Annotated in this window: 17 protein-coding genes and 4 tRNA genes; 19 read left to right on the top strand and 2 right to left on the bottom strand. The window is 61.0% G+C overall.

Going from position 1 to position 22,349, the window contains the following annotated elements:
- Positions 1–164: 164 nt before the first annotated feature.
- The 10 genes from gltX (at position 165) to ACIPL2_RS04780 (ending at position 6,174) form a co-directional block, all read left to right on the top strand.
- Positions 165–1,646: a glutamate--tRNA ligase gene (gltX, locus tag ACIPL2_RS04825; RefSeq protein WP_109633228.1), complete on the top strand. Its 1,482-nt coding sequence runs from the start codon at positions 165–167 to the stop codon at positions 1,644–1,646.
- 262 nt (positions 1,647–1,908) lie between these two features.
- Positions 1,909–1,984, top strand: a tRNA-Ala gene (locus ACIPL2_RS04820).
- Between the two features lie 79 nt (positions 1,985–2,063).
- Positions 2,064–2,139 (top strand) — tRNA-Glu (locus ACIPL2_RS04815).
- A gap of 53 nt (positions 2,140–2,192) precedes the next feature.
- Positions 2,193–2,268 (top strand) — tRNA-Ala (locus tag ACIPL2_RS04810).
- A gap of 80 nt (positions 2,269–2,348) precedes the next feature.
- Positions 2,349–2,424 (top strand) — tRNA-Glu (locus tag ACIPL2_RS04805).
- A 183-nt stretch (positions 2,425–2,607) separates the two neighbouring features.
- A complete protein-coding gene (locus tag ACIPL2_RS04800) occupies positions 2,608–3,147 on the top strand; it encodes a TetR/AcrR family transcriptional regulator (RefSeq protein WP_008028313.1) in 540 nt (179 codons plus the stop codon).
- A 31-nt stretch (positions 3,148–3,178) separates the two neighbouring features.
- On the top strand, positions 3,179–4,012 hold the full coding sequence (locus ACIPL2_RS04795; protein ID WP_401353495.1) for an alpha/beta fold hydrolase: 834 nt from the start codon (positions 3,179–3,181) through the stop codon (positions 4,010–4,012).
- 47 nt (positions 4,013–4,059) lie between these two features.
- Positions 4,060–4,497, top strand: a complete 438-nt coding sequence (locus ACIPL2_RS04790; RefSeq protein WP_401353493.1) for an acyl-CoA thioesterase — start codon at positions 4,060–4,062, stop codon at positions 4,495–4,497.
- Positions 4,498–4,646: 149 nt separating this feature from the next.
- The gene (locus ACIPL2_RS04785; protein ID WP_401353491.1) at positions 4,647–5,606 is read left to right on the top strand and encodes a tRNA dihydrouridine synthase; all 960 of its coding nucleotides are present in this window, start codon (positions 4,647–4,649) and stop codon (positions 5,604–5,606) included.
- A gap of 121 nt (positions 5,607–5,727) precedes the next feature.
- A complete protein-coding gene (locus ACIPL2_RS04780; protein WP_401353489.1) occupies positions 5,728–6,174 on the top strand; it encodes an Hsp20 family protein in 447 nt (148 codons plus the stop codon).
- Positions 6,175–6,406: 232 nt separating this feature from the next.
- On the opposite strand, the gene ACIPL2_RS04775 is transcribed toward ACIPL2_RS04780, so the two are convergent.
- Both ACIPL2_RS04775 and ACIPL2_RS04770 read right to left on the bottom strand, forming a co-directional pair.
- A complete protein-coding gene (locus ACIPL2_RS04775; protein ID WP_401353487.1) occupies positions 6,407–9,685 on the bottom strand; it encodes a PAS domain S-box protein in 3,279 nt (1,092 codons plus the stop codon).
- A 66-nt stretch (positions 9,686–9,751) separates the two neighbouring features.
- Positions 9,752–10,642 (bottom strand): LysR family transcriptional regulator, encoded by an 891-nt coding sequence (locus ACIPL2_RS04770; protein WP_401353485.1) that lies wholly within the window; start codon positions 10,640–10,642, stop codon positions 9,752–9,754.
- 146 nt (positions 10,643–10,788) lie between these two features.
- Between ACIPL2_RS04770 and leuC the strand changes: the two genes are divergently transcribed.
- The 9 genes from leuC (at position 10,789) to ACIPL2_RS04725 (ending at position 22,213) form a co-directional block, all read left to right on the top strand.
- A complete protein-coding gene (gene leuC / locus ACIPL2_RS04765; protein WP_401353483.1) occupies positions 10,789–12,207 on the top strand; it encodes a 3-isopropylmalate dehydratase large subunit in 1,419 nt (472 codons plus the stop codon).
- A gap of 10 nt (positions 12,208–12,217) precedes the next feature.
- Positions 12,218–12,862 carry a 3-isopropylmalate dehydratase small subunit gene (gene leuD, locus ACIPL2_RS04760; RefSeq protein ID WP_401353481.1) on the top strand — a complete coding sequence of 215 codons (645 nt, stop codon included), beginning with the start codon at positions 12,218–12,220 and terminating at the stop codon, positions 12,860–12,862.
- Between the two features lie 156 nt (positions 12,863–13,018).
- Positions 13,019–13,786, top strand: a complete 768-nt coding sequence (locus ACIPL2_RS04755; RefSeq protein ID WP_401353479.1) for a class I SAM-dependent methyltransferase — start codon at positions 13,019–13,021, stop codon at positions 13,784–13,786.
- Between the two features lie 62 nt (positions 13,787–13,848).
- Positions 13,849–14,931 carry a 3-isopropylmalate dehydrogenase gene (gene leuB / locus ACIPL2_RS04750; protein ID WP_401353477.1) on the top strand — a complete coding sequence of 361 codons (1,083 nt, stop codon included), beginning with the start codon at positions 13,849–13,851 and terminating at the stop codon, positions 14,929–14,931.
- Positions 14,932–15,000: 69 nt separating this feature from the next.
- Entirely contained in the window at positions 15,001–16,113 is a 1,113-nt protein-coding gene (asd, locus tag ACIPL2_RS04745; protein ID WP_054052925.1) for an aspartate-semialdehyde dehydrogenase, read from the top strand.
- A gap of 244 nt (positions 16,114–16,357) precedes the next feature.
- Complete coding sequence (locus tag ACIPL2_RS04740; RefSeq protein ID WP_401353474.1) at positions 16,358–17,368, top strand: aspartate-semialdehyde dehydrogenase; 1,011 nt, start codon at positions 16,358–16,360, stop codon at positions 17,366–17,368.
- Positions 17,369–17,576: 208 nt separating this feature from the next.
- A complete protein-coding gene (locus ACIPL2_RS04735; protein WP_401353472.1) occupies positions 17,577–20,387 on the top strand; it encodes a FimV/HubP family polar landmark protein in 2,811 nt (936 codons plus the stop codon).
- Between the two features lie 314 nt (positions 20,388–20,701).
- Positions 20,702–21,526 carry a tRNA pseudouridine(38-40) synthase TruA gene (truA, locus tag ACIPL2_RS04730; RefSeq protein WP_401353820.1) on the top strand — a complete coding sequence of 275 codons (825 nt, stop codon included), beginning with the start codon at positions 20,702–20,704 and terminating at the stop codon, positions 21,524–21,526.
- Positions 21,527–21,589: 63 nt separating this feature from the next.
- The gene (locus tag ACIPL2_RS04725) at positions 21,590–22,213 is read left to right on the top strand and encodes a phosphoribosylanthranilate isomerase (protein ID WP_401353470.1); all 624 of its coding nucleotides are present in this window, start codon (positions 21,590–21,592) and stop codon (positions 22,211–22,213) included.
- Positions 22,214–22,349 lie beyond the last annotated feature (136 nt).

Genomic DNA, 22,349 nt, shown 5'->3' with positions numbered 1-22,349 from the left:
TACAGCCGATAAACGGTAAATGCCATCGGCTGATATTCGGCCATTCACCGCGCCATACGCGCGTTGTAGACGCAACCTTGGCTTAAATGCCCTGCTCACTGGAGCCGGGCGGGCAACGCCTGTTACCATTCGCCCTTTGTTTTATCTTCATTTCGAGACTTGCCATGACCACCGTCCGCACGCGCATCGCGCCATCGCCTACCGGGGACCCCCACGTAGGTACCGCTTACATCGCTTTGTTCAACTACTGCTTTGCCAAGCAGCATGGCGGTGAGTTCATCCTGCGGATTGAAGACACCGACCAATTGCGTTCGACCCGCGAGTCCGAACAACAGATTTTCGACGCCCTGCGCTGGTTGGGTATCGACTGGAGCGAAGGCCCTGATGTGGGCGGCCCCCACGGTCCGTACCGTCAAAGCGAGCGCGGCGACATCTACCAGAAGTACTGCCAGCAGCTGGTCGAGATGGGCCACGCTTTCCCGTGCTTCTGCACCGCCGAAGAACTGGACCAGATGCGCGCCGAGCAAATGGCGCGCGGCGAAACCCCGCGTTACGACGGCCGTGCGCTGTTGCTGTCCAAGGAAGAAGTGGCGCGCCGCCTGGCCGCTGGCGAACCTCACGTGATCCGCATGAAAGTGCCGAGCGAAGGTGTTTGCGTAGTGCCGGACATGCTGCGTGGCGACGTCGAGATCCCGTGGGATCGCATGGACATGCAAGTCCTGATGAAGACCGACGGCCTGCCGACGTACTTCCTGGCCAACGTGGTCGATGACCACTTGATGGGCATTACCCACGTCTTGCGCGGTGAAGAATGGCTGCCATCGGCGCCGAAACTGATCCTGCTTTACGAGTACTTCGGCTGGGAACAACCTGAGCTGTGCTACATGCCGCTGCTGCGTAACCCGGACAAGAGCAAGTTGTCCAAGCGCAAGAACCCGACCTCGGTGACGTTCTACGAGCGCATGGGTTTCATGCCGGAAGCGATGCTCAACTACCTGGGCCGCATGGGCTGGTCGATGCCGGACGAGCGCGAGAAGTTCTCGTTGCAGGAAATGGTCGACCACTTCGACCTGAGCCGTGTGTCTCTCGGCGGGCCGATTTTCGACATCGAGAAACTCTCGTGGCTCAACGGCCAGTGGCTGCGTGACCTGCCGGTGGAAGAGTTCGCTTCGCGCCTGCAAACGTGGGCGCTGAACCCTGAGTACATGATGAAGATCGCCCCGCACGTGCAGGGCCGGGTTGAAACGTTCAGCCAGGTCGCACCGTTGGCCGGCTTCTTCTTCGCCGGTGGCGTGAACCCGGACGCCAAGCTGTTCGAATCCAAGAAGCTTTCGGGCGATCAGGTTCGCCAGTTGATGCAGCTGATTCTGTGGAAGCTCGAAAGCCTGCGCCAGTGGGAGAAGGACAGCATCACGGCGACGATTCAGGCGGTGGTCGAATCCCTCGAGCTGAAACTGCGTGACGCCATGCCACTGATGTTCGCGGCGATCACGGGGCAGGCCAGTTCGGTGTCGGTGCTCGATGCAATGGAGATCCTCGGTCCGGATCTGACGCGTTTCCGTCTGCGCCAGGCCATCGACCTGCTGGGCGGCGTGTCGAAGAAGGAAAACAAGGAGTGGGAAAAACTCCTGGGCAACATCGCCTGACTCTGTAGCAGCTGCCGAAGGCTGCGTTGGGCTGCGAAGCGGCCCCTGATGGCCGTTACGCAATCCGCCTGAAAGGGCGAAGGCGAGCGTTACGCACGCGAACGCCGCCTGCGGCAGCTGCTACAAGGTCGGATATCCCCCGGATTTACGGGGGGAGGGCGGTAAGTGATTGTTATGTCGGCAAAAAATTTTGAAATATTTTAAAAATAAGTTTGACAGCTTTCCGATGCGCCATTAAGATTCGCCCCGTCCTCAGCGATGAGGGGCTATAGCTCAGCTGGGAGAGCGCTTGCATGGCATGCAAGAGGTCGACGGTTCGATCCCGTCTAGCTCCACCAATTTACACTTCAAGGTCTGGCCACGCCGGCCTTGAAGCGATCAACACTCAGCGTTGATCTGTTGTATAGAAGGGTTTGCGTCCCCTTCGTCTAGTGGCCTAGGACACCGCCCTTTCACGGCGGTAACAGGGGTTCGAGTCCCCTAGGGGACGCCAGTTTTACAGAAGCGATGTTGCAAGATGTCGCTCCGCCGCGAGGCGAAAAATCCGGGGCTATAGCTCAGCTGGGAGAGCGCCTGCATGGCATGCAGGAGGTCAGCGGTTCGATCCCGCTTAGCTCCACCAATTTTACAGTTCAAGGTCTGGCCACACCGGCCTTGAATCGATCAGCTCTCAGCACTGATCAGTTGTATAGAAGGTTTTGCGTCCCCTTCGTCTAGTGGCCTAGGACACCGCCCTTTCACGGCGGTAACAGGGGTTCGAGTCCCCTAGGGGACGCCACGATTACCCGATCTGCGGGATTTTATAAGGGTCATTCAATTATTGAATGGCCCTTTTGTTTGTCTGGCGTTTGGCCAAATCCCCTCATTCTTCCAAACTGATCTTCAGACCAGCGGTCATATCCACGACTTGCGGAATATTATTATGAGAATAATATTCTAGTCGTAATATTCGGAGGCAACGATGAACGATAAAAAAGCTCAAACCCGCGAACGCATCCTCAAGGCCGCCAGCGCAGCGCTGATTCAGCGCGGCCCGGCCGAACCGAGCGTGGGCGAAGTGATGGGCGCAGCCGGCCTGACGGTCGGTGGCTTCTATGCGCACTTCGAAAGCAAGGACGCCATGATGCTGGAAGCGTTCAAGCAGCTGCTCGGTCACCGCCGTGGCTTGATCGCCGACATGGACGCCGAACTGACCGGTGAAGAGCGTCGCGCGTTGGTTGCCGCGTTTTATCTGTCGCGCAAACACCGTGATTCCTCTGAGTCTGCCTGTCCGATCCCGGCGTCTGTCGGTGAGCTGGGGCGGCTGCCGGACGCGTTTCGTGTGGCACTGAATGAGCACGTGGAAATGATGGTCGCGCAGTTGGCGGCCAGCCCGGAAGACACCGACAAAGCCTTGGCCGACATGGCCTTGATGGTCGGTGGGTTGGCCCTGGCGCGGGCGCTGGGGCCAGGAGAGTTGTCCGATCGATTGCTGCGCGCCGCCAAGTCTGCGGTGCTGTGACCTAAAGGCGTTAGCCTGGGGAGTGAGAGCGATGAGCACGTTGAAGTGGGTTCGTGGCGTTAATGGCACCTTAGGCTGGTTTGCACCGAAACTGGTCGCGAGCAAAATGCGACTGGCGTTCATGACGCCGCGGGAACTGCCGCCGCGTGATTGGGAATTGCCGCTGCTGGCGAAATCCGAGCGGATCACCTTGCGCTTCGGCCTCTCGGCGCTGCGCTGGGGGCAAGGCCCGGCGGTGTTGCTGATGCACGGTTGGGAAGGGCGGCCAACCCAGTTTGCCAGCCTGATCACCGCGCTGGTGGACGCCGGTTACACCGTGGTGGCGCTGGACGGCCCGGCTCACGGTCGCTCACCTGGCCGCGAAGCGAATGTGGTGCTGTTTGCCCGGGCCATGCTTGAAGCCGCTGCCGAGTTGCCGCCGCTGCAAGCCGTCATCGGTCACTCCATGGGCGGCGCCAGCGCCATGCTCGCGGTTCAGTTGGGCCTGCGCACCGAAACTCTGGTCACGATCGCCGCTCCGGCGCGAATTCTTGGGGTGCTGCGCGGTTTCGCACGCTATGTGCGGCTGCCACCGAAAGCCCGTTCGGCGTTCATTCGTCAGGTCGAAAGAGACGTCGGCATGCGCGCTGCGGCGCTGGATGTCGCGCACTATCAGCTCGACATGCCGGGCCTGATCGTGCATGCCGAAGATGACAACTTCGTATCGGTCAAGGATTCCCAGCTGATCAACGAAGCCTGGTTCGACAGCCGCCTGTTGCGCCTGGAAGAGGGCGGTCATCAACGGGTGCTGGCAGACCCTCGGGTGATTGATGGCGTGCTATCACTGCTCTCCGGCCGCAGCCTTCACAAGCGCCAATCGGCCTGAGCATCCGTTACACTGCCCCGGTCGAATAATCTGACCGGGAGTGAGGCATGGGCTGGGATCGGGCAACGCCGTTTGTGATTGATCTGGAAGTGGGCGCCGAGGACATCGATGGGCTGGGGCACGCGAATAACGCGGTGTACGTGACCTGGCTCGAGCGCTGTGCCTGGCGCCACTCGCAGCGGCTGGGTCTGGACCTGGTCGAGTACCGTCGGCTGGACCGGGCAATGGCGGTGGTGCGGCACGAGATCGATTACCTGGCGGCCGCCTATGAGGGCGATGAGTTGCAATTGGCGACGTGGATCGTCGATTGGGACCAGCGCCTGAAAATGACCCGACACTTCCAGCTGAAACGCCCCAGCGACAACACCACGCTGCTGCGCGCCCAGACCACCTTCGTCTGCATCGAACTGTCGACCGGCAAACCCAAGCGCATGCCGGCAGAGTTCATCGAAGGCTACGGCCCTGCATTGCAAATATTGACCTGATTGAAGCATTCGCGGGCAAGCCTCGCTCCTACAGGACGGTGATGACCGTAGGAGCGAGGCTTGCCCGCGAAGGCGTCCTATCTGACGAAATACCTTCTGCGCGCCGAAACCAGTAAACTGCCGCACGTTTTTCGTCGAGTGTGTTTTTCATGCAAATTGCTTTGGCGCCCATGGAGGGGCTGGTCGACAACATCCTGCGGGACGTGCTGACCCGCGTCGGCGGTATCGATTGGTGCGTGACCGAGTTCATTCGGATCAACGATCAGCTGCTCACGCCTGCCTATTACCACAAGTTCGGCCCTGAACTGCTGACCGGCGCGCGCACCGCATCCGGTGTGCCGTTGCGCGTGCAGTTGTTGGGTTCCGATCCGGTGTGCCTGGCGGAAAACGCCGCGCTGGCCTGCGAGCTGGGTTCCGAGGTCATCGACCTGAACTTCGGCTGCCCGGCCAAAACCGTGAACAAGTCACGGGGCGGGGCGGTGCTGCTCAAAGAGCCCGAGCTGCTGAACCAGATCGTCGAGCATGTCCGTCGCGCCGTACCGGCGCACATTCCGGTGACCGCGAAAATGCGTCTGGGCTTTGACAGCCCGGACGGCGCGCTGGTCTGCGCCACGGCCCTGGCCGAAGGTGGCGCGGCGCACATCGTCGTCCACGCGCGGACCAAGACCGACGGCTACAAGCCGCCAGCCCATTGGGAATGGATCCCGCGAGTACAGGACGTGGTCAATGTGCCGGTATTCGCCAATGGCGACATCTGGAGCGTTGAAGACTGGCGTCGTTGCCGCGAAATCAGCGGTGTGGAAGACATCATGCTCGGTCGCGGCCTGGTCTCGCGTCCGGACCTGGCCCGGCAAATCGCCGCTGCACGTGCCGGTGAAGAAGTGGTCGAGATGACCTGGGCCGAGCTGCTGCCATTGATTCAGGACTTCTGGCTGCAAGCCAAGGCGCAGATGACCGCACGTCAATCGCCGGGTCGCTTGAAGCAGTGGCTGGCGATGCTGACCCGCAATTATCCCGAAGCCGTGGAGCTGTTCACGGTCTTGCGCCGTGAGACCGAACTGGACCAGGTCTCGCGTTTGCTGGGCCTGCAGGTCTCGGAAGCGGCCTGAAAAAAATCTCGAAAAAAGCTCTTGAAAAGCAATCAGCGGTCCCTATTTAGGGATTACGCGATGCCGAATTCGGGTCGCGGAGACAAAAAAACTTGCTGATTGTTTTCAGGAGATTTGAATCATGAGCACTGCATTTTCCATGGCACCACTGTTCCGTTCCTCGGTAGGTTTCGACCGTTTCAACGACTTGTTCGAGACCGCCCTGCGCAACGAGCCAGGCAGCACTTACCCACCTTACAACGTGGAAAAACACGGTGACGATCAATACCGCATCGTCGTGGCGGCGGCCGGATTCCAGGAAGAAGACCTGGACCTGCAAGTCGAAAAGGGTGTGCTGACCATCAGTGGCGGCAAACGTGACGCGACCGAAGACGTCACTTATCTGTACCAGGGCATCGCGCAGCGGGCCTTTAAACTGTCCTTCCGTCTGGCGGACCATATCGAAATCAAGGCCGCCGGCCTGAGCAACGGTCTGTTGAGCATCGACCTGTTGCGGGTTATTCCGGAAGAGGCGAAAGCCAAACGCATCCCGATCAACGGGACGCAAAAACCCGCTCTGCAGCACTAACTCAGAGCAACAAAAAGGGCGCCAATCGGCGCCCTTTTTTTGTACCCGCAACGCAGGCCTGTAGCAGCTGTCGAGCTTGCGAGGCTGCGTTCGGCTGCGAAGCAGTCGTAAACCCGGCGAACGCGGTTCCCCTGACAGACCGCAGAGTCTGATTTCACGACTGCTTCGCAGCCGAACGCAGCCTCGCAAGCTCGACAGCTGCTACAGAGCCGAGCGCAGCGCAGGGGCCCTGTCATCTCAGGAGTTTTTGGAATTCTTCCACCGGCAACGGCGGGCTGTGCAAATACCCTTGGTAAAAATGGCAGCCCAGCCCCTGCAAAAATTCCAGTTGCTCCGCCGTCTCCACCCCTTCGGCAATCACCTTCAATTCCAGGCTGCGGGCCATAGCGACGATGGCGCGGATGATCTCGGCGTCGTTGGGGTCAGTGGTGGCGTCGCGGATGAACGACTGATCGATTTTCAAGGTGTCGACCGGCAGGCGCTTGAGGTAGGTCAGCGAGGAATAGCCGGTGCCGAAGTCGTCCATGGCAAAGCTCACACCGAGCTTTTTCAGGCGACGCATTTTGCTGATGGTGTCTTCCAGGTTCTGGATCACGATGCCTTCGGTGATTTCCAGTTTCAGCAGCGAGCAGGGCAGGCCATGGCTGGCCAGGCTGTGTTCGATGCGTTCGACGAAGTCGTTCTGGCGGAATTGCCGGGGGCTGATGTTCACGCACAGGCTGAAATTGAGCGGGTCGATCAGGCCCTTGGCGATCAATTGTTTGAAGGCTTCGCAAGCGTCATCGATGATCCATGTGCCGACTTCCAGAATCAGCCCACTGTCCTCCAGCACCTTGATGAACTCGGTGGGCGATTGCGCGCCGAGTTGCGGGTGGTGCCAGCGCACCAGTGCCTCGGCGCCGACGATACGGCGATCCCGGGCATCGATCTGGGGTTGGTAATGCACGCGAAATTCACCCCGGGAAAGGGCCAGGCGCAGGTCGGTTTCCATGCGCAGGCGCTCGCTCGCGGCCTTCTGCATGGTGTTGTGGTACATCTGCGTGGTATTGCGGCCCGAATCCTTGGCCCGGTAAAGCGCAATGTCGGCGCGTTTGAGCAGGTCGGTCGGTGTCGAGCCGTGATCGGGAATCAGCGCGATGCCGATACTCGGCGTCACTTGCAGGCGCTGGCCATCGAGGAACATCGGCTCCGAGAGCAATTCACGCAAGGTATCCGCCAGCAACTGAACCTGGTCGGTGACCTCGTTGCGCGAGCCTTCGAGGCCACTCAGCAGCACCACGAATTCGTCACCGCCCAGGCGCGCAACGGTGTCTTCCATGCGCACGCTGGCCTCAAGGCGCGCGGTGATGATTTTCAACACCGTATCGCCCACCGGATGGCCGAGTGAATCGTTGATGTGCTTGAAGTGGTCGAGATCGAGGAACATCAACGCGCCGCGTAAATTATGGCGTTTGAGCAGGGCGATCTGCTGGCTCAGGCGATCCATCAACAGTGCGCGATTGGGCAGGTTGGTCAGCGGGTCGTGGTAGGCCAGGTGACGGATCTGCGCTTCGGCGTTTTTCAGCAGGCTGACGTCCCGCGCGGTCAGCAGCAGGCACGCGGTTTCGTTGAGGGTGATCGGTTCCACCGAGACTTCCACGGTCAGCAACTCGCCGCGTTTGTTACGCCCAAGCATTTCCTGATGGTGCACCCGGCCCTTGATTTGCAGCTCAGCCAGCAGCGCCGAGCGTTGTTTCTCTTCCGCCCAGATCCCCACCTGATACACCGTGCGGCCGACCACTTCGTCGGCGCGGTAGCCGGTGAGGCGGCAGAAACCGTCGTTGACCTCCAGGTAGCGCCCGGTATCGCGCTCGGTGATGGTGATGGCGTCAGGGCTTGAGTGGAACGCCTTGGCAAACTTCTCTTCGCTGGCCTTGAGCGCCGCTTCCGAGCGCTGCTGCTGGGTAATGTCGCGCAGGGTGGTGACGATGCACGGCTGTTCACCGACGCTGATCTGTCGGCTGGAGATCACGCAGGTCAGGGCTTGCCCGTCTTTGTGCTGAACCAGGATGGCCACGTTGTTCAGCGCTTGTTCGCGAATGACTTGTTCGATCCGCTGCAGGCTTTTCGCCGACGCGTCCCACAGGCCGATTTCGTCGGCGCTGCGGCCAATCACGTCGCCGGTGCTCCAGCCGAAGGTCTGGGTAAAACTGGAGTTGATCTCGATGAACTGGCCGGTGTCCTGGCGGGTCACGCAGATCGGGTCCGGGCTGACCTGGAACAGCGTGGCGAATTTCTCTTCGGACGCCACCAGTCGCTGCTCGCGCTCCACCTGGTCAGTGATGTCGAGCAAGGTGCCGGCCATGCGCAGCGGCGCGCCGTTTTCGTCGCGGTAGAGGCGGGCGCGACTTTCCAGATAGCGCGAACTGCCGTCCGGCAGTTGCACGCGGTAAGTCAGCTGATAGTTGCCGGCCGGGCCTTCACGCAAGCTGCGGTAGGCGTCGCGCATGGTGCCGCGTTCTTCGTCGGGCACGCCTTCGAAAAACTCGTCGAAGGATTCATGGAAGGGGATCGCCTCCATCCCGTGCAATTGGGCGGCGCGGGCCGAGCCGTACAGCATGCCGCTGGGAATATGCCAGTCCCAGGTGCCCAGTTGCGCCGAGTCCAGCGCCAGGTCGAGGCGTTCCTGGCTGTCTTTCAAGGCAAGCTCGGCGGCTTTGCGGTCGGTGGTGTCGAGAAACGTACTGAGCAGGTACGGCTGACCTTCGAGCTCAACCTTTTGTGCGCTGAGGATGCCGTCATGGACCTGGCCATTACTGGCGCGAAACTGCACCTCCATGCTGACCAGTTCGCCCTTGGCCTTGGTGGCCTTGACCAGTTGCGCCCGTTGCTCCGGGTGCACCCAAAGGCCCAGTTCCACGGTGGTACGGCCAATGGCGTCCTGCACCGGCCAGCCGAACAGGCTTTCGAAATACTGGTTGGCTTCGGTGATCAGGCCGTCTTCCTGGCGCGTCAGCAGCACCATGTTCGGGCACAGGTGAAACAGCGTGGCGAAGCGTTTTTCCGAGCTGCTCAGCGCCTGTTCGCGCTGGCGTTGATGGGTGATCTCACGGATCACCCCGATCATGCGTGGCCGACCATGTTTGTCCGGCAGCAGGCTGCCGTTGATCTCCAGCCAGTGCAGGCTGCCGTCGGGCCAGCGAATGCGGTGATGCATCGCCTGTTCCAGCGGCGCACCGGCGATCACCGCGTCGAAGGCGCGAATGGTTTTCGCCCGATCCTCCGGGGGCAGCAGGTCGAGGTATTCCAGGTCGGCCGGCAACGGTTGCCGCGGATCGAAACCGAACAACGCCTGGGTGCCCCGCGACCAGCTGATCTGCCCGCGCTCGATGTCCCAATACCAGGCACCCAGACGCGCGCCGTTGAGGGCGGCCAGCAATTGCGGCGCGCTTTCCCAGCTCTGCTCCGACCGTTTTGGGTCAAGCGCCTGAATACGCGGCATCGGCGGGATACGGTCAACAGATTTCGGCATGGGCAAGCCTTGGGCTGAGTTAGGCGTTAGGCACAGGGTTTCGCGGCTCTATAGAAGTAGCACAACTTAGCCTTGTTTCCCTGGCAGATCGATTTGTGCATCCAGCAGGGCCATGAAGGCCCGTGCTGCGTTCGACAACGTCCGTTCTGTGTGCAGGATATAGCCTAGCTGGCGAGTGAGTTGTATGCCCGGCAAAGGTATTCGTGCAACTTGTTCGTCAAGCATGGTGCGCGGCAACACGCTCCAGGCCAGGCCGATCGAGACCATCATCTTGATGGTTTCCAGGTAATTGGTGCTCATGGCGATGTTCGGCGTCAGGCCCTGGGCTTCGAACAGGCGCCGGACGATGTGGTGGGTAAAGGTATTGCCGCCGGGGAAAACCGCCGGGTGCAGGGCGATGTCCGCCAGGTTGACCGGGCCGTTGCTGAGCAACGAATGCTCCGGGGCGACCACGAAATCCAGCGGGTCGTCCCACACCGGCGTGGCTTTGACCAGCGCGTGAGGCTCCGGCGCCAGGGTGATGACCGCCAGTTCGGCGCGGCCATGGAGGATTTCTTCATAGGCCACTTCCGAATCGAGGAACTGAATATCCAGCGCCACTTGCGGGTAACGTCGGGTGAATTCCCTCAATAACGGCGGCAAGCGGTGCAGGCCGATGTGGTGACTGGTGGCCAGGGTCAGGCGCCCGGACACTTCGCCGGTGAGGTTGGTTAGCGCGCGGCGGGTGTCGTCCAGCACGTTGAGAATCTGATAGGCCCGTGGCAGCAGGGCGCGGCCGGCCTCGGTCAGGCCGACTTCACGGCCCAGGCGATCGAACAGCCGCACCTTTAATTGCTGCTCCAGCCCGGCAATGCGTTTGCTGATCGCCGGTTGCGTCAGGTGCAGCCGTTCACCGGCGCCGGAGAAGCTGCCGGTCTCGGCAATCGCGATAAAAGCGTTGAGGTTGGCCAGATCCATTGCAGTATTCCAGTTGGTTATCCAAAGCATAAAAAATATGAATTTGAGTTATTTAATGTAACCCCCTAGGATCGACCTCACAAGCCAAGGGTTTATTGAACCGTCAAAACCCAGGGCATAGAAACAAGCTGATGAGGAACCGTCTGATGGCCGGCAAAACGCTTTACGACAAGCTCTGGGATTCGCATGAAGTGAAACGGCGCGACGATGGGTCGTCGCTGATCTATATCGACCGCCACATCATCCATGAAGTGACTTCGCCCCAAGCTTTCGAAGGCCTGCGTCTGGCCGGGCGCAAGCCTTGGCGCGTCGATTCGATCATCGCCACCCCTGACCACAACGTGCCCACCACGCCGGATCGCAAGGGCGGCATCGAAGCGATTACCGACCAGGTTTCGCGTTTGCAGGTGCAGACCCTCGATGACTATTGCGATGAATACGGCATCACCGAATTCAAAATGAACGACGTGCGCCAAGGCATCGTTCACGTGATCGGCCCGGAGCAGGGCGCCACCTTGCCAGGCATGACCGTGGTCTGCGGCGACTCGCACACCTCGACGCACGGCGCATTTGGCGCCTTGGCTCACGGTATCGGCACTTCCGAGGTCGAGCATGTGTTCGCCACGCAGTGCCTGGTCGCCAAAAAGATGAAGAATATGTTGGTGTCGGTCGAAGGCAAACTGCCGTTCGGCGTGACCGCCAAGGACATCGTGCTGGCCGTCATCGGCAAAATCGGCACCGCCGGCGGTAACGGCCATGCCATCGAGTTCGCCGGCAGTGCGATTCGTGACTTGTCCGTCGAAGGCCGCATGACCATCTGCAACATGTCCATCGAAGCCGGCGCCCGTGTGGGCCTGGTGGCTGCCGACGAAAAAACCGTGGAATACGTCAAGGGCCGTCCATTCGCCCCGAAAGGCGCGGAATGGGACATGGCAGTCGAAGCCTGGAAAGACCTGGTCTCCGATGCTGATGCCGTGTTCGACACCGTGGTTGAACTCGACGCCACTCAGATCAAGCCACAAGTCAGCTGGGGTACGTCGCCCGAGATGGTTTTGGCGGTTGATCAGAACGTGCCGGACCCAGCGAAGGAAATGGACCTGGTCAAGCGCGGTTCCATCGAACGCGCCTTGAAATACATGGGTTTGAGCGCCAATCAGGCGATCACCGATATTCAGCTGGACCGCGTGTTCATCGGCTCCTGCACCAACTCGCGGATCGAAGACCTGCGCGCTGCGGCGGTCATCGCCAAGGGCCGCAAAGTGGCTTCGACCATCAAGCAAGCCATCGTGGTGCCGGGCTCGGGCCTGGTGAAGGCGCAAGCCGAGGCCGAAGGCCTGGACAAGATTTTCCTCGAAGCCGGTTTCGAGTGGCGTGAACCGGGTTGCTCGATGTGCCTGGCGATGAACCCGGACCGTTTGGAGTCGGGCGAGCATTGCGCCTCGACCTCCAACCGCAACTTCGAAGGGCGTCAGGGCGCCGGTGGCCGTACGCACCTGGTGAGCCCGGCCATGGCCGCGGCAGCTGCCGTCAACGGTCGTTTCATCGACGTTCGCGAACTGATCTGAGGAACCGCACATGAGAGCTTTTACCCAACACACCGGTTTGGTCGCGCCATTGGACCGTGCCAACGTCGACACCGACCAGATCATTCCGAAGCAGTTCTTGAAGTCGATCAAGCGCACCGGTTTTGGTCCGAACCTGTTCGATGAATGGCGTTACCTGGACGTGGGCTATGCCTACCAGGACAACTCCAAGCGTCCACTGAACAAGGATTTCGTGCTCAACGCCGAGCGTTATCAAGGCGCCAGCGTGCTGCTGGCCCGCGAGAACTTCGGTTGCGGCTCCAGCCGCGAGCACGCGCCGTGGGCCCTGGAAGAGTACGGTTTCCGCAGCATCATCGCGCCGAGCTATGCCGACATTTTCTACAACAACAGCTTCAAGAACGGCTTGCTGCCGATCATCTTGACCGACGCTGAAGTGGACGAACTGTTCCAGCAAGTCGAGGCGAATCCGGGCTACCAGTTGACGGTCGACCTGCAAGCCCAGACCGTGACCCGGCCTGATGGCAAGGTCTACCACTTCGAGCTGGACGAGTTCCGCAAGCATTGCCTGGTCAACGGCCTGGATGACATCGGCCTGACATTGCAGGACCACGAGGCGATTGCAACGTTTGAAGCCAAACACCGGGCGAGCCAGCCTTGGTTGTTTCGCGACGTTTGATTGATCCGGGATTGATGTAGACAGGGCCGGCCTCTTCACGAGCAAGCCCGCTCCCACATTTGATCTCCAGTGTTCACACGGACCATGTGGGAGCGGGCTTGCTCGCGAAGACGGCAGCCCAAACACCACAAGACTCACCCCAAAAAGGAAATCCCCATGAGCAGCACCGCCCAGCACAGCCAAGTCGTACAAAAGCAATTCGGTGAACAGGCCTCGGCCTACCTGAGCAGCGCTGTCCACGCTCAAGGCACCGAATTCGCGCTGCTACAGGCTGAACTGGCCGGGCGGGGCGATGCCCGCGTTCTGGACTTGGGCTGCGGCGCCGGTCACGTGAGTTTCCACGTGGCGTCGCTGGTGAAAGAAGTGGTGGCGTATGACCTGTCGCAACAGATGCTCGATGTAGTCACCGCCGCGGCCAATGACCGTGGCTTGAACAACGTGACCACGGTCAACGGCGCCGCCGAGCGCCTGCCGTTCGCCGATGGCGAGTTCGATTTCGTCTTCAGCCGTTATTCGGCGCACCACTGGAGCGATCTCGGCCAAGCCCTGCGCGAAGTTCGCCGGGTGCTGAAACCGGGTGGCGTGGCGGCGTTCGTCGATGTGTTGTCACCGGGCAGCCCGTTGTTCGACACTTACTTGCAAAGCGTCGAAGTGCTGCGCGACACCAGCCATGTGCGCGATTATTCTGCCGGCGAGTGGTTGCGCCAGGTCAGCGAAGCGGGGTTGCATACGCGCAGCACCACCCGTCAGCGGCTGCGCCTGGAGTACACCAGCTGGGTCGAACGCATGCGCACGCCAGACGTGATGCGCGCCGCGATCCGCGAGTTGCAGCAGTCGATGGGCAATGAAGTGCGCGACTATTTTGAGATTGAAGCCGACGGTTCGTTCAGTACCGACGTGCTGGTACTGATGGCTGAAAAATAAGCGTCAAACGACTTTTTCCGGGCGTGCCCCAAGGGCGCACCGACTGATGACATGAGGAAAGCATGAGCAAGCAGATTCTGATTCTCCCAGGTGACGGTATTGGCCCGGAAATCATGGCCGAAGCGGTCAAGGTGCTGGAGCTGGCCAACGACAAGTACAGCCTGGGCTTCGAGCTGAGCCACGACGTGATCGGCGGTGCCGCCATCGACAAGCACGGCGTGCCGCTGGCCGATGAAACCCTGGAACGTGCCCGCGCGGCCGATGCTGTGCTGCTGGGCGCCGTGGGCGGCCCGAAATGGGACGCCATCGAGCGTGACATCCGCCCTGAGCGTGGTCTGCTGAAGATTCGTGCGCAACTGGGCCTGTTCGGCAACCTGCGTCCGGCGATCCTGTACCCGCAACTGGCCGAGGCTTCGAGCCTGAAGGCAGACATCGTTTCCGGTCTGGACATCCTGATCGTTCGCGAACTGACCGGCGGCATCTACTTTGGCGCCCCGCGTGGCACCCGCACCCTGGAAAACGGCGAGCGCCAGTCCTACGACACGCTGCCGTACAGCGAAAGCGAAATCCGCCGCATTGCCCGTGTCGGTTTCGACATGGCCATGGTCCGTGGCAAGAAGCTGTGCTCGGTGGACAAGGCCAACGTGCTGGCTTCGAGCCAACTGTGGCGTGAAATCGTCGAAGAAGTGGCCAAGGATTACCCGCAAGTCGAACTGAGCCACATGTACGTCGACAACGCCGCGATGCAACTGGTGCGTGCACCGAAGCAGTTCGACGTGATCGTCACCGACAACATGTTCGGCGATATCCTGTCTGACCAAGCGTCGATGCTCACCGGTTCCATCGGCATGCTGCCATCGGCGTCGCTGGATACCAACAACAAGGGCATGTACGAGCCTTGCCACGGTTCGGCGCCGGACATCGCCGGCAAAGGCATCGCCAACCCGTTGGCGACAATTTTGTCGGTGTCGATGATGCTGCGTTACAGCTTCAACCTGCAGGACGCGGCCGATGCGATCGAGCAGGCCGTTAGTCTGGTATTGGACCAAGGCCTGCGCACAGGCGACATCTGGTCGGCCGGTTGCACTAAAGTCGGTACGCAGGAAATGGGCGACGCAGTAGTCGCCGCGCTGCGGAATCTGTAATCTCTCGGGCCCGCTGCCACTTTCAACTTCGAAAGCAGCGGCCCACTTTTTAAAGAAGGTGTAGTTGCGATGAAACGTGTAGGTCTGATCGGTTGGCGCGGTATGGTCGGTTCCGTGCTCATGCAGCGGATGCTGGAAGAGCAGGATTTCGATCTTATTGAGCCGGTGTTTTTCACCACTTCCAATGTCGGTGGCCAAGGCCCGTCCGTGGGTAAGGACATTGCTCCGCTCAAGGACGCTTACAGCATTGAAGAGCTGAAAACCCTCGACGTGATTCTGACTTGCCAGGGTGGCGACTACACCAGCGAAGTGTTCCCCAAGCTGCGCGAAGCCGGCTGGCAGGGTTACTGGATCGACGCCGCTTCCAGCCTGCGCATGCAGGACGACGCGGTGATCGTGCTGGACCCGGTGAACCGCAAGGTCATCGACCAGCAGCTCGACGCGGGCACCAAGAACTACATCGGCGGCAACTGCACCGTCAGCCTGATGCTGATGGGCCTGGGCGGTCTGTTCGAAGCCGGTCTGGTGGAGTGGATGAGCGCCATGACCTATCAGGCGGCCTCCGGTGCCGGGGCGCAGAACATGCGTGAACTGATCAAGCAAATGGGCGCGACCCACGCCGCTGTCGCCGATCAACTGGCCGACCCGGCCAGCGCGATCCTCGACATCGACCGCCGTGTGGCCGAAGCCATGCGCAGCGACGCGTACCCGACCGAAAACTTCGGCGTACCGCTGGCCGGCAGCCTGATCCCATGGATCGACAAGGAACTGCCGAACGGTCAGAGCCGCGAAGAGTGGAAGGCCCAGGCCGAGACCAACAAGATCCTCGGTCGTTTCAAGAGCCCGATCCCGGTGGATGGCATCTGCGTGCGCATCGGCGCCATGCGTTGCCATAGCCAGGCGCTGACCATCAAGCTGAACAAAGACGTACCGATCGCCGACATCGAAGGGCTGATCAGCCAGCACAACCCTTGGGTCAAGCTGGTGCCGAACAACCGCGAAGCGAGCATTCAGGAACTGAGCCCGACGAAAGTCACCGGCACCCTGAACGTACCGGTAGGCCGTCTGCGCAAGCTGAACATGGGCACGCAGTACGTCGGCGCGTTCACCGTCGGCGACCAACTGCTGTGGGGCGCGGCCGAACCGCTGCGTCGCATGCTGCGGATCCTGCTTGAGCGTTGATCGATTGAAGCAATGAAAGAACCCGCGCCTTGCAAGAGGCGCGGGTTTTTTTATGGGGTTAGTGTCGCCGGTCAGGCCCTCTTCGCGGGCAAGCCTCGCTCCTACAAAGGCATCGCGATCGAATGTAGGAGCGAGGCTTGCCCGCGAAGAGGCCCGCCCGGCCACCACAAATCCCACTGTGAATTGCCTGCATGCCAACCACCCGGTAAAGTGCCGCTCCCCCCGTTTCGCCAGAGGTAGAACCATGAGCCAGTCCTTTGATATTGCCGTGATCGGCGCCACCGGTACTGTCGGCGAAACACTCGTCCAGATCCTCGAAGAGCGGGATTTCCCGGTCGGTAACCTGCACCTGCTGGCCAGCAGCGAATCGGCCGGGCATTCGGTGCCGTTTCGTGGCAAAAACGTGCGGGTGCGCGAGGTCGATGAGTTCGATTTCAGCAAAGTCCAACTGGTGTTCTTCGCGGCCGGCCCGGCAGTGACCTTGAGTTTCGCCTCGCGCGCGCACGCTGCCGGTTGCTCGCTGATCGACCTGTCCGGCGCCTTGCCGGCCAATCAGGCGCCGCAAGTGGTGCCCGAAGCCAATGCCCACGTGCTGGCCGGTCTGAAAAAGCCCTTTCAGGTCAGCAGCCCAAGCCCGTCGGCCACCACGCTGGCGGTAGTGCTGGCGCCGTTGCTCGGTTTGCTCGACCTGCAACGCATCAACCTGACCGCCAGCCTGGCCGTCTCCGCCCAGGGCCGTGAAGCCGTGACCGAACTGGCGCGACAAACCGCCGAACTGCTCAACGTGCGCCCGCTGGAACCGACCTTTTTCGATCGGCAGATGGCCTTCAACCTGTTGGCCCAGGTCGGCAAGCCTGATGAGCAGGGTCATACGCTGCTGGAAAAGCGCCTGGTGCGTGAATTGCGCCAGGTCATGGACCTGCCTTTATTAAAGATTTCCGTTACTTGCATTCAAGCCCCGGTGTTTTTTGGCGATAGCTTTAACGTGACCTTGCAGTGCGCGAGCGACATCGACCTGGCGAAAGTCAACGCCGCCCTGGAAGACGCGCCCGGCATTGAGCTGGTAGAAGCCGGCGATTACCCGACGCCGGTCGGTGACGCGGTAGGGCAGGACGTGGTGTACGTTGGTCGGGTTCGCCATGGGATCGACGACCTGTCGGAACTTAATGTGTGGCTGACGTCAGATAACGTACGCAAGGGCGCGGCCCTCAATGCTGTGCAGGTGGCTGAATTGTTGATAAAAGACCTGCTGTAAAAGATACTTGGCAACAAATTTTCGAATGAATCCAGCCGGGCGTTATGCTTGGCCGGATTGCTGAAGGCGAGTCACCCTGTGGGACTTTCCGGGGCATGAATGAAACGATCGCGCGCGACGACTCTTCGTTGCCGCGCGCAATGCCTTACGGCAGCGACTATCAACACCTTCTCGCTGGCCGAGGAATGTTCAAACAAAGGAAGAGGCTATGGTTCAAGTTCGCAAACTGGTGTTAGCAATAGCGGCCGCCTCGGCGCTGTCCTCCGGTATGGCGCATGCACTCGGGCTCGGGGAACTGACCCTGAAATCGACGCTGAACCAGCCGTTGGTGGCGGAAATCGAGTTGCTCGACGTCAAGGACCTCACCGCCGCCGAAGTGGTGCCGAGCCTGGCTTCGCCAGAAGATTTCGCCAAGGCCGGTGTCGACCGCCAGGCGTTTCTCAATGACCTGACCTTTACGCCGGTGCTCAACGCCAGCGGCAAAAGCATCCTGCGTGTGACTTCCAGCAAACCGCTCTCCGAACCGATGGTGAAATTCCTGGTTCAGGTGATGTGGCCCAACGGTCGCCTGCTGCGCGATTACAGCGTGCTGCTCGATCCGTCCAAATTCTCGCCGCAAACCGCTGAAGCGGCTGCGCAGCCTGCACCGACCCAGGACGTCACCGCGCCAGTGACCGGTGCCACCAAGCCAACCCAATACACCACGACGCCGCGCGATACCCTCTGGGAAATCGCGGCGAAGGCGCGTAATGGCGGCTCGGTTCAACAAACCATGCTGGCCATCCAGGCGCTGAATCCGGATGCCTTTATCGACGGCAACATCAACCGGCTCAAAACCGGTCAGGTGCTGCGTCTGCCGGACCAGGCCCAGAGCACCAGCCTGCCGCAAACAAAAGCCATTGCCATCGTGAAGGCGCAGAACACCGCGTGGCGCCAGGGCCGTCGCTATGTGGCCCAGCCTGGCACCGGGCAGCAGCAACTGGATGCCACCAACCGCGCTCGCGGTGAAGGCCCGTCGTCGCAAGCGGCCACCGACAAGCTGAGCCTGGTCTCTGCCCCGACGGGCAAGGCCGGTGGCAAAGGTGCTGCGGGCGATGCCAAGAACCTGAGCAACAAGCTGGCCGTGACCCAGGAAAGCCTCGACACGACCCGTCGTGACAACGCCGAACTGAAAAGCCGCATGACCGATCTGCAAAGTCAGCTGGACAAGCTGCAGCGCCTGATCGAGCTGAAGAACAATCAATTGGCCAAGTTGCAGGCTGAAGGTGCCGAGGGGGCTGCGGCGCCTGCTGCGACCGCGCCGGCGATCTCGGCCGAACTGGCGGCTAACCCTGCGGCCACACCGCCAGAGGCTACGCCTGCTCCGGCGGCGACTGCGCCCGAGGCCACTCCGGCTCCGGCCGAGAAGCCCATCGAGCCAACGCCGGCAGCGTCCGACGAGCAGAAGTTCAACGAGCTGCTGACCAATCCGTTGCTGCTCGGCCTGGTCGGCGGCGGTGCGGTGGTGCTGTTGCTCTTGTTGCTGTTGCTGGCCCGTCGCCGCAAAGCCCAGCAAGAAGCCGAGAAGCATCTGCGCATGGCGCGTGCGTTGGCTGAAGAACAAGCGTTTTACCCCGAGAACGACCTGCCGGAAAGCAGCTTCGAAGGTCTGGAAGTTCCGCCGCCGAGCGTGAAGCTCGCGACCGCGCCAGCGCCTGAGCCAGCTCCAACCCCGGCCCCGGCTCCTGCGCCGGTGATTGCTCCGGTTGTGGTCACACCGCCGATCGCCGCGCCACTGGTATCGCCGGCTGCCGATCGAGATGACAGCGTGCTGGGCAAGGCGCAGTCGCACATCAATGCGGGTCGTCTGAATCAGGCCGCCGCGCTGCTGGAAGATGGCATCAAGCAAGAACCACAACGCAGTGACCTGCGCCTCAAACTGATGGAAGTCTACGGCCAGCAAGGCGACCGCGATACGTTCGTCGTCCAGGAGCGTCAGTTGGTGGCCAACGGCGACAACTTCGCCCAGGTCGAGAAACTCAAAAGCCGTTTCCCGGCCATGGCCATCGCGGCGGCGGGTGGTATCGCCGCTGCTGCGATCGCTGCCGAGCTGGACGCGCAATACGTCAAGGACCTGCTGCTGGACGAGCCTGAAGCCCCGGCACCGGCACCGGCCGATGACGACTTCGACAGCGCCTTCGATCTGAGTCTGGATGATCTGGACACCGCACCTCCTGCGGTGACTGCGGCATCTGACACCGCGACTGAGCTGGAAGACTTCCCGCTGGACGACGATCTGAGCCTGGATGATCTCGACACCGCGGCTCCCGCGGTGGCCGCAGCACCTGAGCCAGAGGCCACGGCCGAGTTGGAAGACTTCCCGTTGGACGATGATCTGAGTCTGGATGATCTGGAGTTTGCTTCCCCGGCGGTGACTGCTGCACCTGAGTCTGCGACCGAGTTGGAAGACTTCCCGCTGGACGACGACCTGAGCTTCGAGTCGGTGTTGAAGCAGCAAACCGAGATCAAGGAAAACCTCGACGATCTGTCGGACTTCGACCTGGACATGGACCTCGGTGGCAATCCTTCGCCGGCGACCCTGGCCGAAGACGATTTCCTGTTGAGCCTGGACGACGACGTCAAGGACCTGCCTGGCGCTGATGCGCCGTCTGTTCCTGCAGCTACGCCGGACGATCTGGAGTTGCCCGCTGATTTCGACCTGTCGCTGGCTGACGAGATGGACGCCCCTGACGCGTTTGCCGTCGAACTGGATGACGTCAACGCCGAGCTGGATCGCCTGTCCCAGAGCATTGCCGAGCCGACCTTTACGGCGGAAGACGCGTTGGCCTCAGCGGCCGACGAGCCGGAGTTCGATTTCCTCTCCGGCACCGACGAAGTCGCCACCAAGCTCGATCTGGCCCAGGCCTACATCGACATGGGCGACGCCGATGGTGCACGGGACATCCTCAATGAGGTGGTGACCGAAGGCGACGACGGCCAGAAGAACGAAGCCAAGGAAATGCTTTCACGCCTGGCTTGAGTGATGGGTTCGATGTAACAAAACGGCAGCCGGTGAGGCTGCCGTTTTTGTTTCTGTCGGTGGTGCAGATGGTGTTTGTCAGGCCGCCTTCGCGAGCAAGCCCGCTCCCACATTGTCCGTGTGAACACTGGAGATCGAATGTGGGAGCGGGCTTGCTCGCGAAGAGGCCGGCACATCCACTATAAATCCCGACCCGGTAGGCCCCAAAAAACACACGGCTCTGGCATCCCGGTCCCACGGCCTTATAATGCCCGCCTTTGCGTACATCAGCAGGCTGTCACCCCTTGGCAAATATAGATAACCCGGCCGCCGAAATGGCGGCCGACGGCTTTTTCCGGATCGCGTTGGGCGTTGAATACAAAGGCTCGCGTTATCGTGGCTGGCAGCGCCAGGCCTCCGGCGTGCTCACCGTGCAGGAAACCCTCGAAAAGGCCTTGTCCAAAGTCGCCGATGCGCCCGTGTCGCTGCTCTGCGCCGGGCGCACCGATGCCGGTGTGCATGCCTGCGGTCAGGTGGTGCATTTCGATACGCAGGTCGAGCGTTCGATGAAAGCCTGGGTCATGGGCGCCAATATCAACTTGCCGCATGACGTCAGTGTCAGTTGGGCCAAGGTCATGCCGGCGCATTTTCATGCACGGTTCAAGGCCATCGCCCGGCGCTATCGCTACGTGATCTACAACGATCAGATCCGCCCGGCGCACCTGAACGAAGAAATCACCTGGAACCACCGTCCGCTGGACGTCGAGCGCATGGCCGAGGCCGCGCAATATCTGGTCGGTACCCACGATTTCAGCGCTTTCCGCGCCGGCCAGTGCCAGGCCAAGTCGCCGATCAAGGAACTGCATCACCTGCGCGTCACGCGCCACGGCAAGATGATCGTGCTGGACATCCGCGCCAGCGCCTTCCTGCACCACATGGTGCGCAACATTGCTGGCGTGCTGATGACCATCGGCGCCGGCGAGCGCCCGGTGGAGTGGATGAAAGAAGTGCTGGAGAGCCGCATTCGCCGCTCCGGTGGGGTGACGGCGCACCCGTACGGCCTCTATCTGGTGCAGGTCGAGTATCGCGACGAGTTCGAATTGCCCGAGCGTTACATCGGGCCGCACTTCCTGACCGGCTTCGCTGAACTTGACGGCTGACGCCCTCGAACGCATTTGTTACCATCCGGGACTTTCTCGGATTTGCCCTGAGGTTCTATCGACATGTCAGCCGTTCGCAGCAAAATTTGTGGGATTACCCGCATAGAAGATGCGTTGGCGGCGGTCGAGGCCGGGGCCGATGCGATCGGGTTTGTGTTCTACGCCAAAAGCCCACGGGCCGTGACGTTTCAGCAGGCGCGCTCGATCATCCAGGCGCTGCCGCCGTTCGTGACCACCGTGGGGTTGTTCGTCAACGCCAGCCGCTGCGAATTGGAGGAAATCCTCGATGCCGTGCCGCTGGACCTGTTGCAGTTCCATGGCGACGAAACCGCGGCCGACTGCGAAGGCTGGCACCGTCCGTACATCAAGGCGCTGCGGGTCAAGACCGGTGACGACATTGCGGCGGCTTGCGACGCCTATCCGAGCGCCAGCGGTATTTTGCTCGACACCTACGTCGAAGGCGTTCCCGGCGGAACCGGTGAAGCATTCGACTGGTCACTGATACCGCAAGGCCTCAGCAAGCCGATCATCCTGGCGGGCGGTTTGACCGCAGATAACGTCGCCGAGGCGATTGCCCGGGTCAAGCCGTACGCGGTAGATGTCAGCGGCGGGGTAGAGGCGAGCAAGGGCATCAAGGATCACGCAAAGATTCAGGCATTCATCAAAGCAGTACGTAGAAGCTCGTAGGGAAGCTGTAGGAACCCGTAGGAGCCTGTAGGAGCCTGTAGGAGCTGTGGGGGGGTAAGGGGGGGGGGTGTTTTTTTTTTTTTTTTTTAAAAAAAAAAAAAAAAAAACCCCCCCCCGGGTGAGAGGTGAGCGACGA

Origin of the sequence: Pseudomonas sp. NPDC086251, from assembly GCF_044746405.1 — a bacterium.
Lineage (GTDB): Bacteria > Pseudomonadota > Gammaproteobacteria > Pseudomonadales > Pseudomonadaceae > Aquipseudomonas.
The sequence above is the reverse complement of the archived record's forward strand: the minus strand, read 5'-3'. Positions and strand labels throughout refer to the sequence as shown.

Excerpts from the sequence above, each read along its gene's own strand:
- ACIPL2_RS04740 (WP_401353474.1), top strand. The coding sequence starts at position 16,358 with ATGAGCCAGTCCTTTGATATTGCCGTGATCGGCGCCACCGGTACTGTC.
- ACIPL2_RS04785 (WP_401353491.1), top strand. The coding sequence starts at position 4,647 with ATGCAAATTGCTTTGGCGCCCATGGAGGGGCTGGTCGACAACATCCTG.
- asd (WP_054052925.1), top strand. The coding sequence starts at position 15,001 with ATGAAACGTGTAGGTCTGATCGGTTGGCGCGGTATGGTCGGTTCCGTG.
- leuD (WP_401353481.1), top strand. The coding sequence starts at position 12,218 with ATGAGAGCTTTTACCCAACACACCGGTTTGGTCGCGCCATTGGACCGT.
- ACIPL2_RS04755 (WP_401353479.1), top strand. The coding sequence starts at position 13,019 with ATGAGCAGCACCGCCCAGCACAGCCAAGTCGTACAAAAGCAATTCGGT.
- gltX (WP_109633228.1), top strand. The coding sequence starts at position 165 with ATGACCACCGTCCGCACGCGCATCGCGCCATCGCCTACCGGGGACCCC.
- ACIPL2_RS04795 (WP_401353495.1), top strand. The coding sequence starts at position 3,179 with ATGAGCACGTTGAAGTGGGTTCGTGGCGTTAATGGCACCTTAGGCTGG.
- truA (WP_401353820.1), top strand. The coding sequence starts at position 20,702 with ATGGCGGCCGACGGCTTTTTCCGGATCGCGTTGGGCGTTGAATACAAA.
- leuC (WP_401353483.1), top strand. The coding sequence starts at position 10,789 with ATGGCCGGCAAAACGCTTTACGACAAGCTCTGGGATTCGCATGAAGTG.
- ACIPL2_RS04770 (WP_401353485.1), bottom strand. The coding sequence starts at position 10,642 with ATGGATCTGGCCAACCTCAACGCTTTTATCGCGATTGCCGAGACCGGC.
- leuB (WP_401353477.1), top strand. The coding sequence starts at position 13,849 with ATGAGCAAGCAGATTCTGATTCTCCCAGGTGACGGTATTGGCCCGGAA.
- ACIPL2_RS04800 (WP_008028313.1), top strand. The coding sequence starts at position 2,608 with ATGAACGATAAAAAAGCTCAAACCCGCGAACGCATCCTCAAGGCCGCC.
- ACIPL2_RS04775 (WP_401353487.1), bottom strand. The coding sequence starts at position 9,685 with ATGCCGAAATCTGTTGACCGTATCCCGCCGATGCCGCGTATTCAGGCG.
- ACIPL2_RS04780 (WP_401353489.1), top strand. The coding sequence starts at position 5,728 with ATGAGCACTGCATTTTCCATGGCACCACTGTTCCGTTCCTCGGTAGGT.
- ACIPL2_RS04735 (WP_401353472.1), top strand. The coding sequence starts at position 17,577 with ATGGTTCAAGTTCGCAAACTGGTGTTAGCAATAGCGGCCGCCTCGGCG.
- ACIPL2_RS04790 (WP_401353493.1), top strand. The coding sequence starts at position 4,060 with ATGGGCTGGGATCGGGCAACGCCGTTTGTGATTGATCTGGAAGTGGGC.
- ACIPL2_RS04725 (WP_401353470.1), top strand. The coding sequence starts at position 21,590 with ATGTCAGCCGTTCGCAGCAAAATTTGTGGGATTACCCGCATAGAAGAT.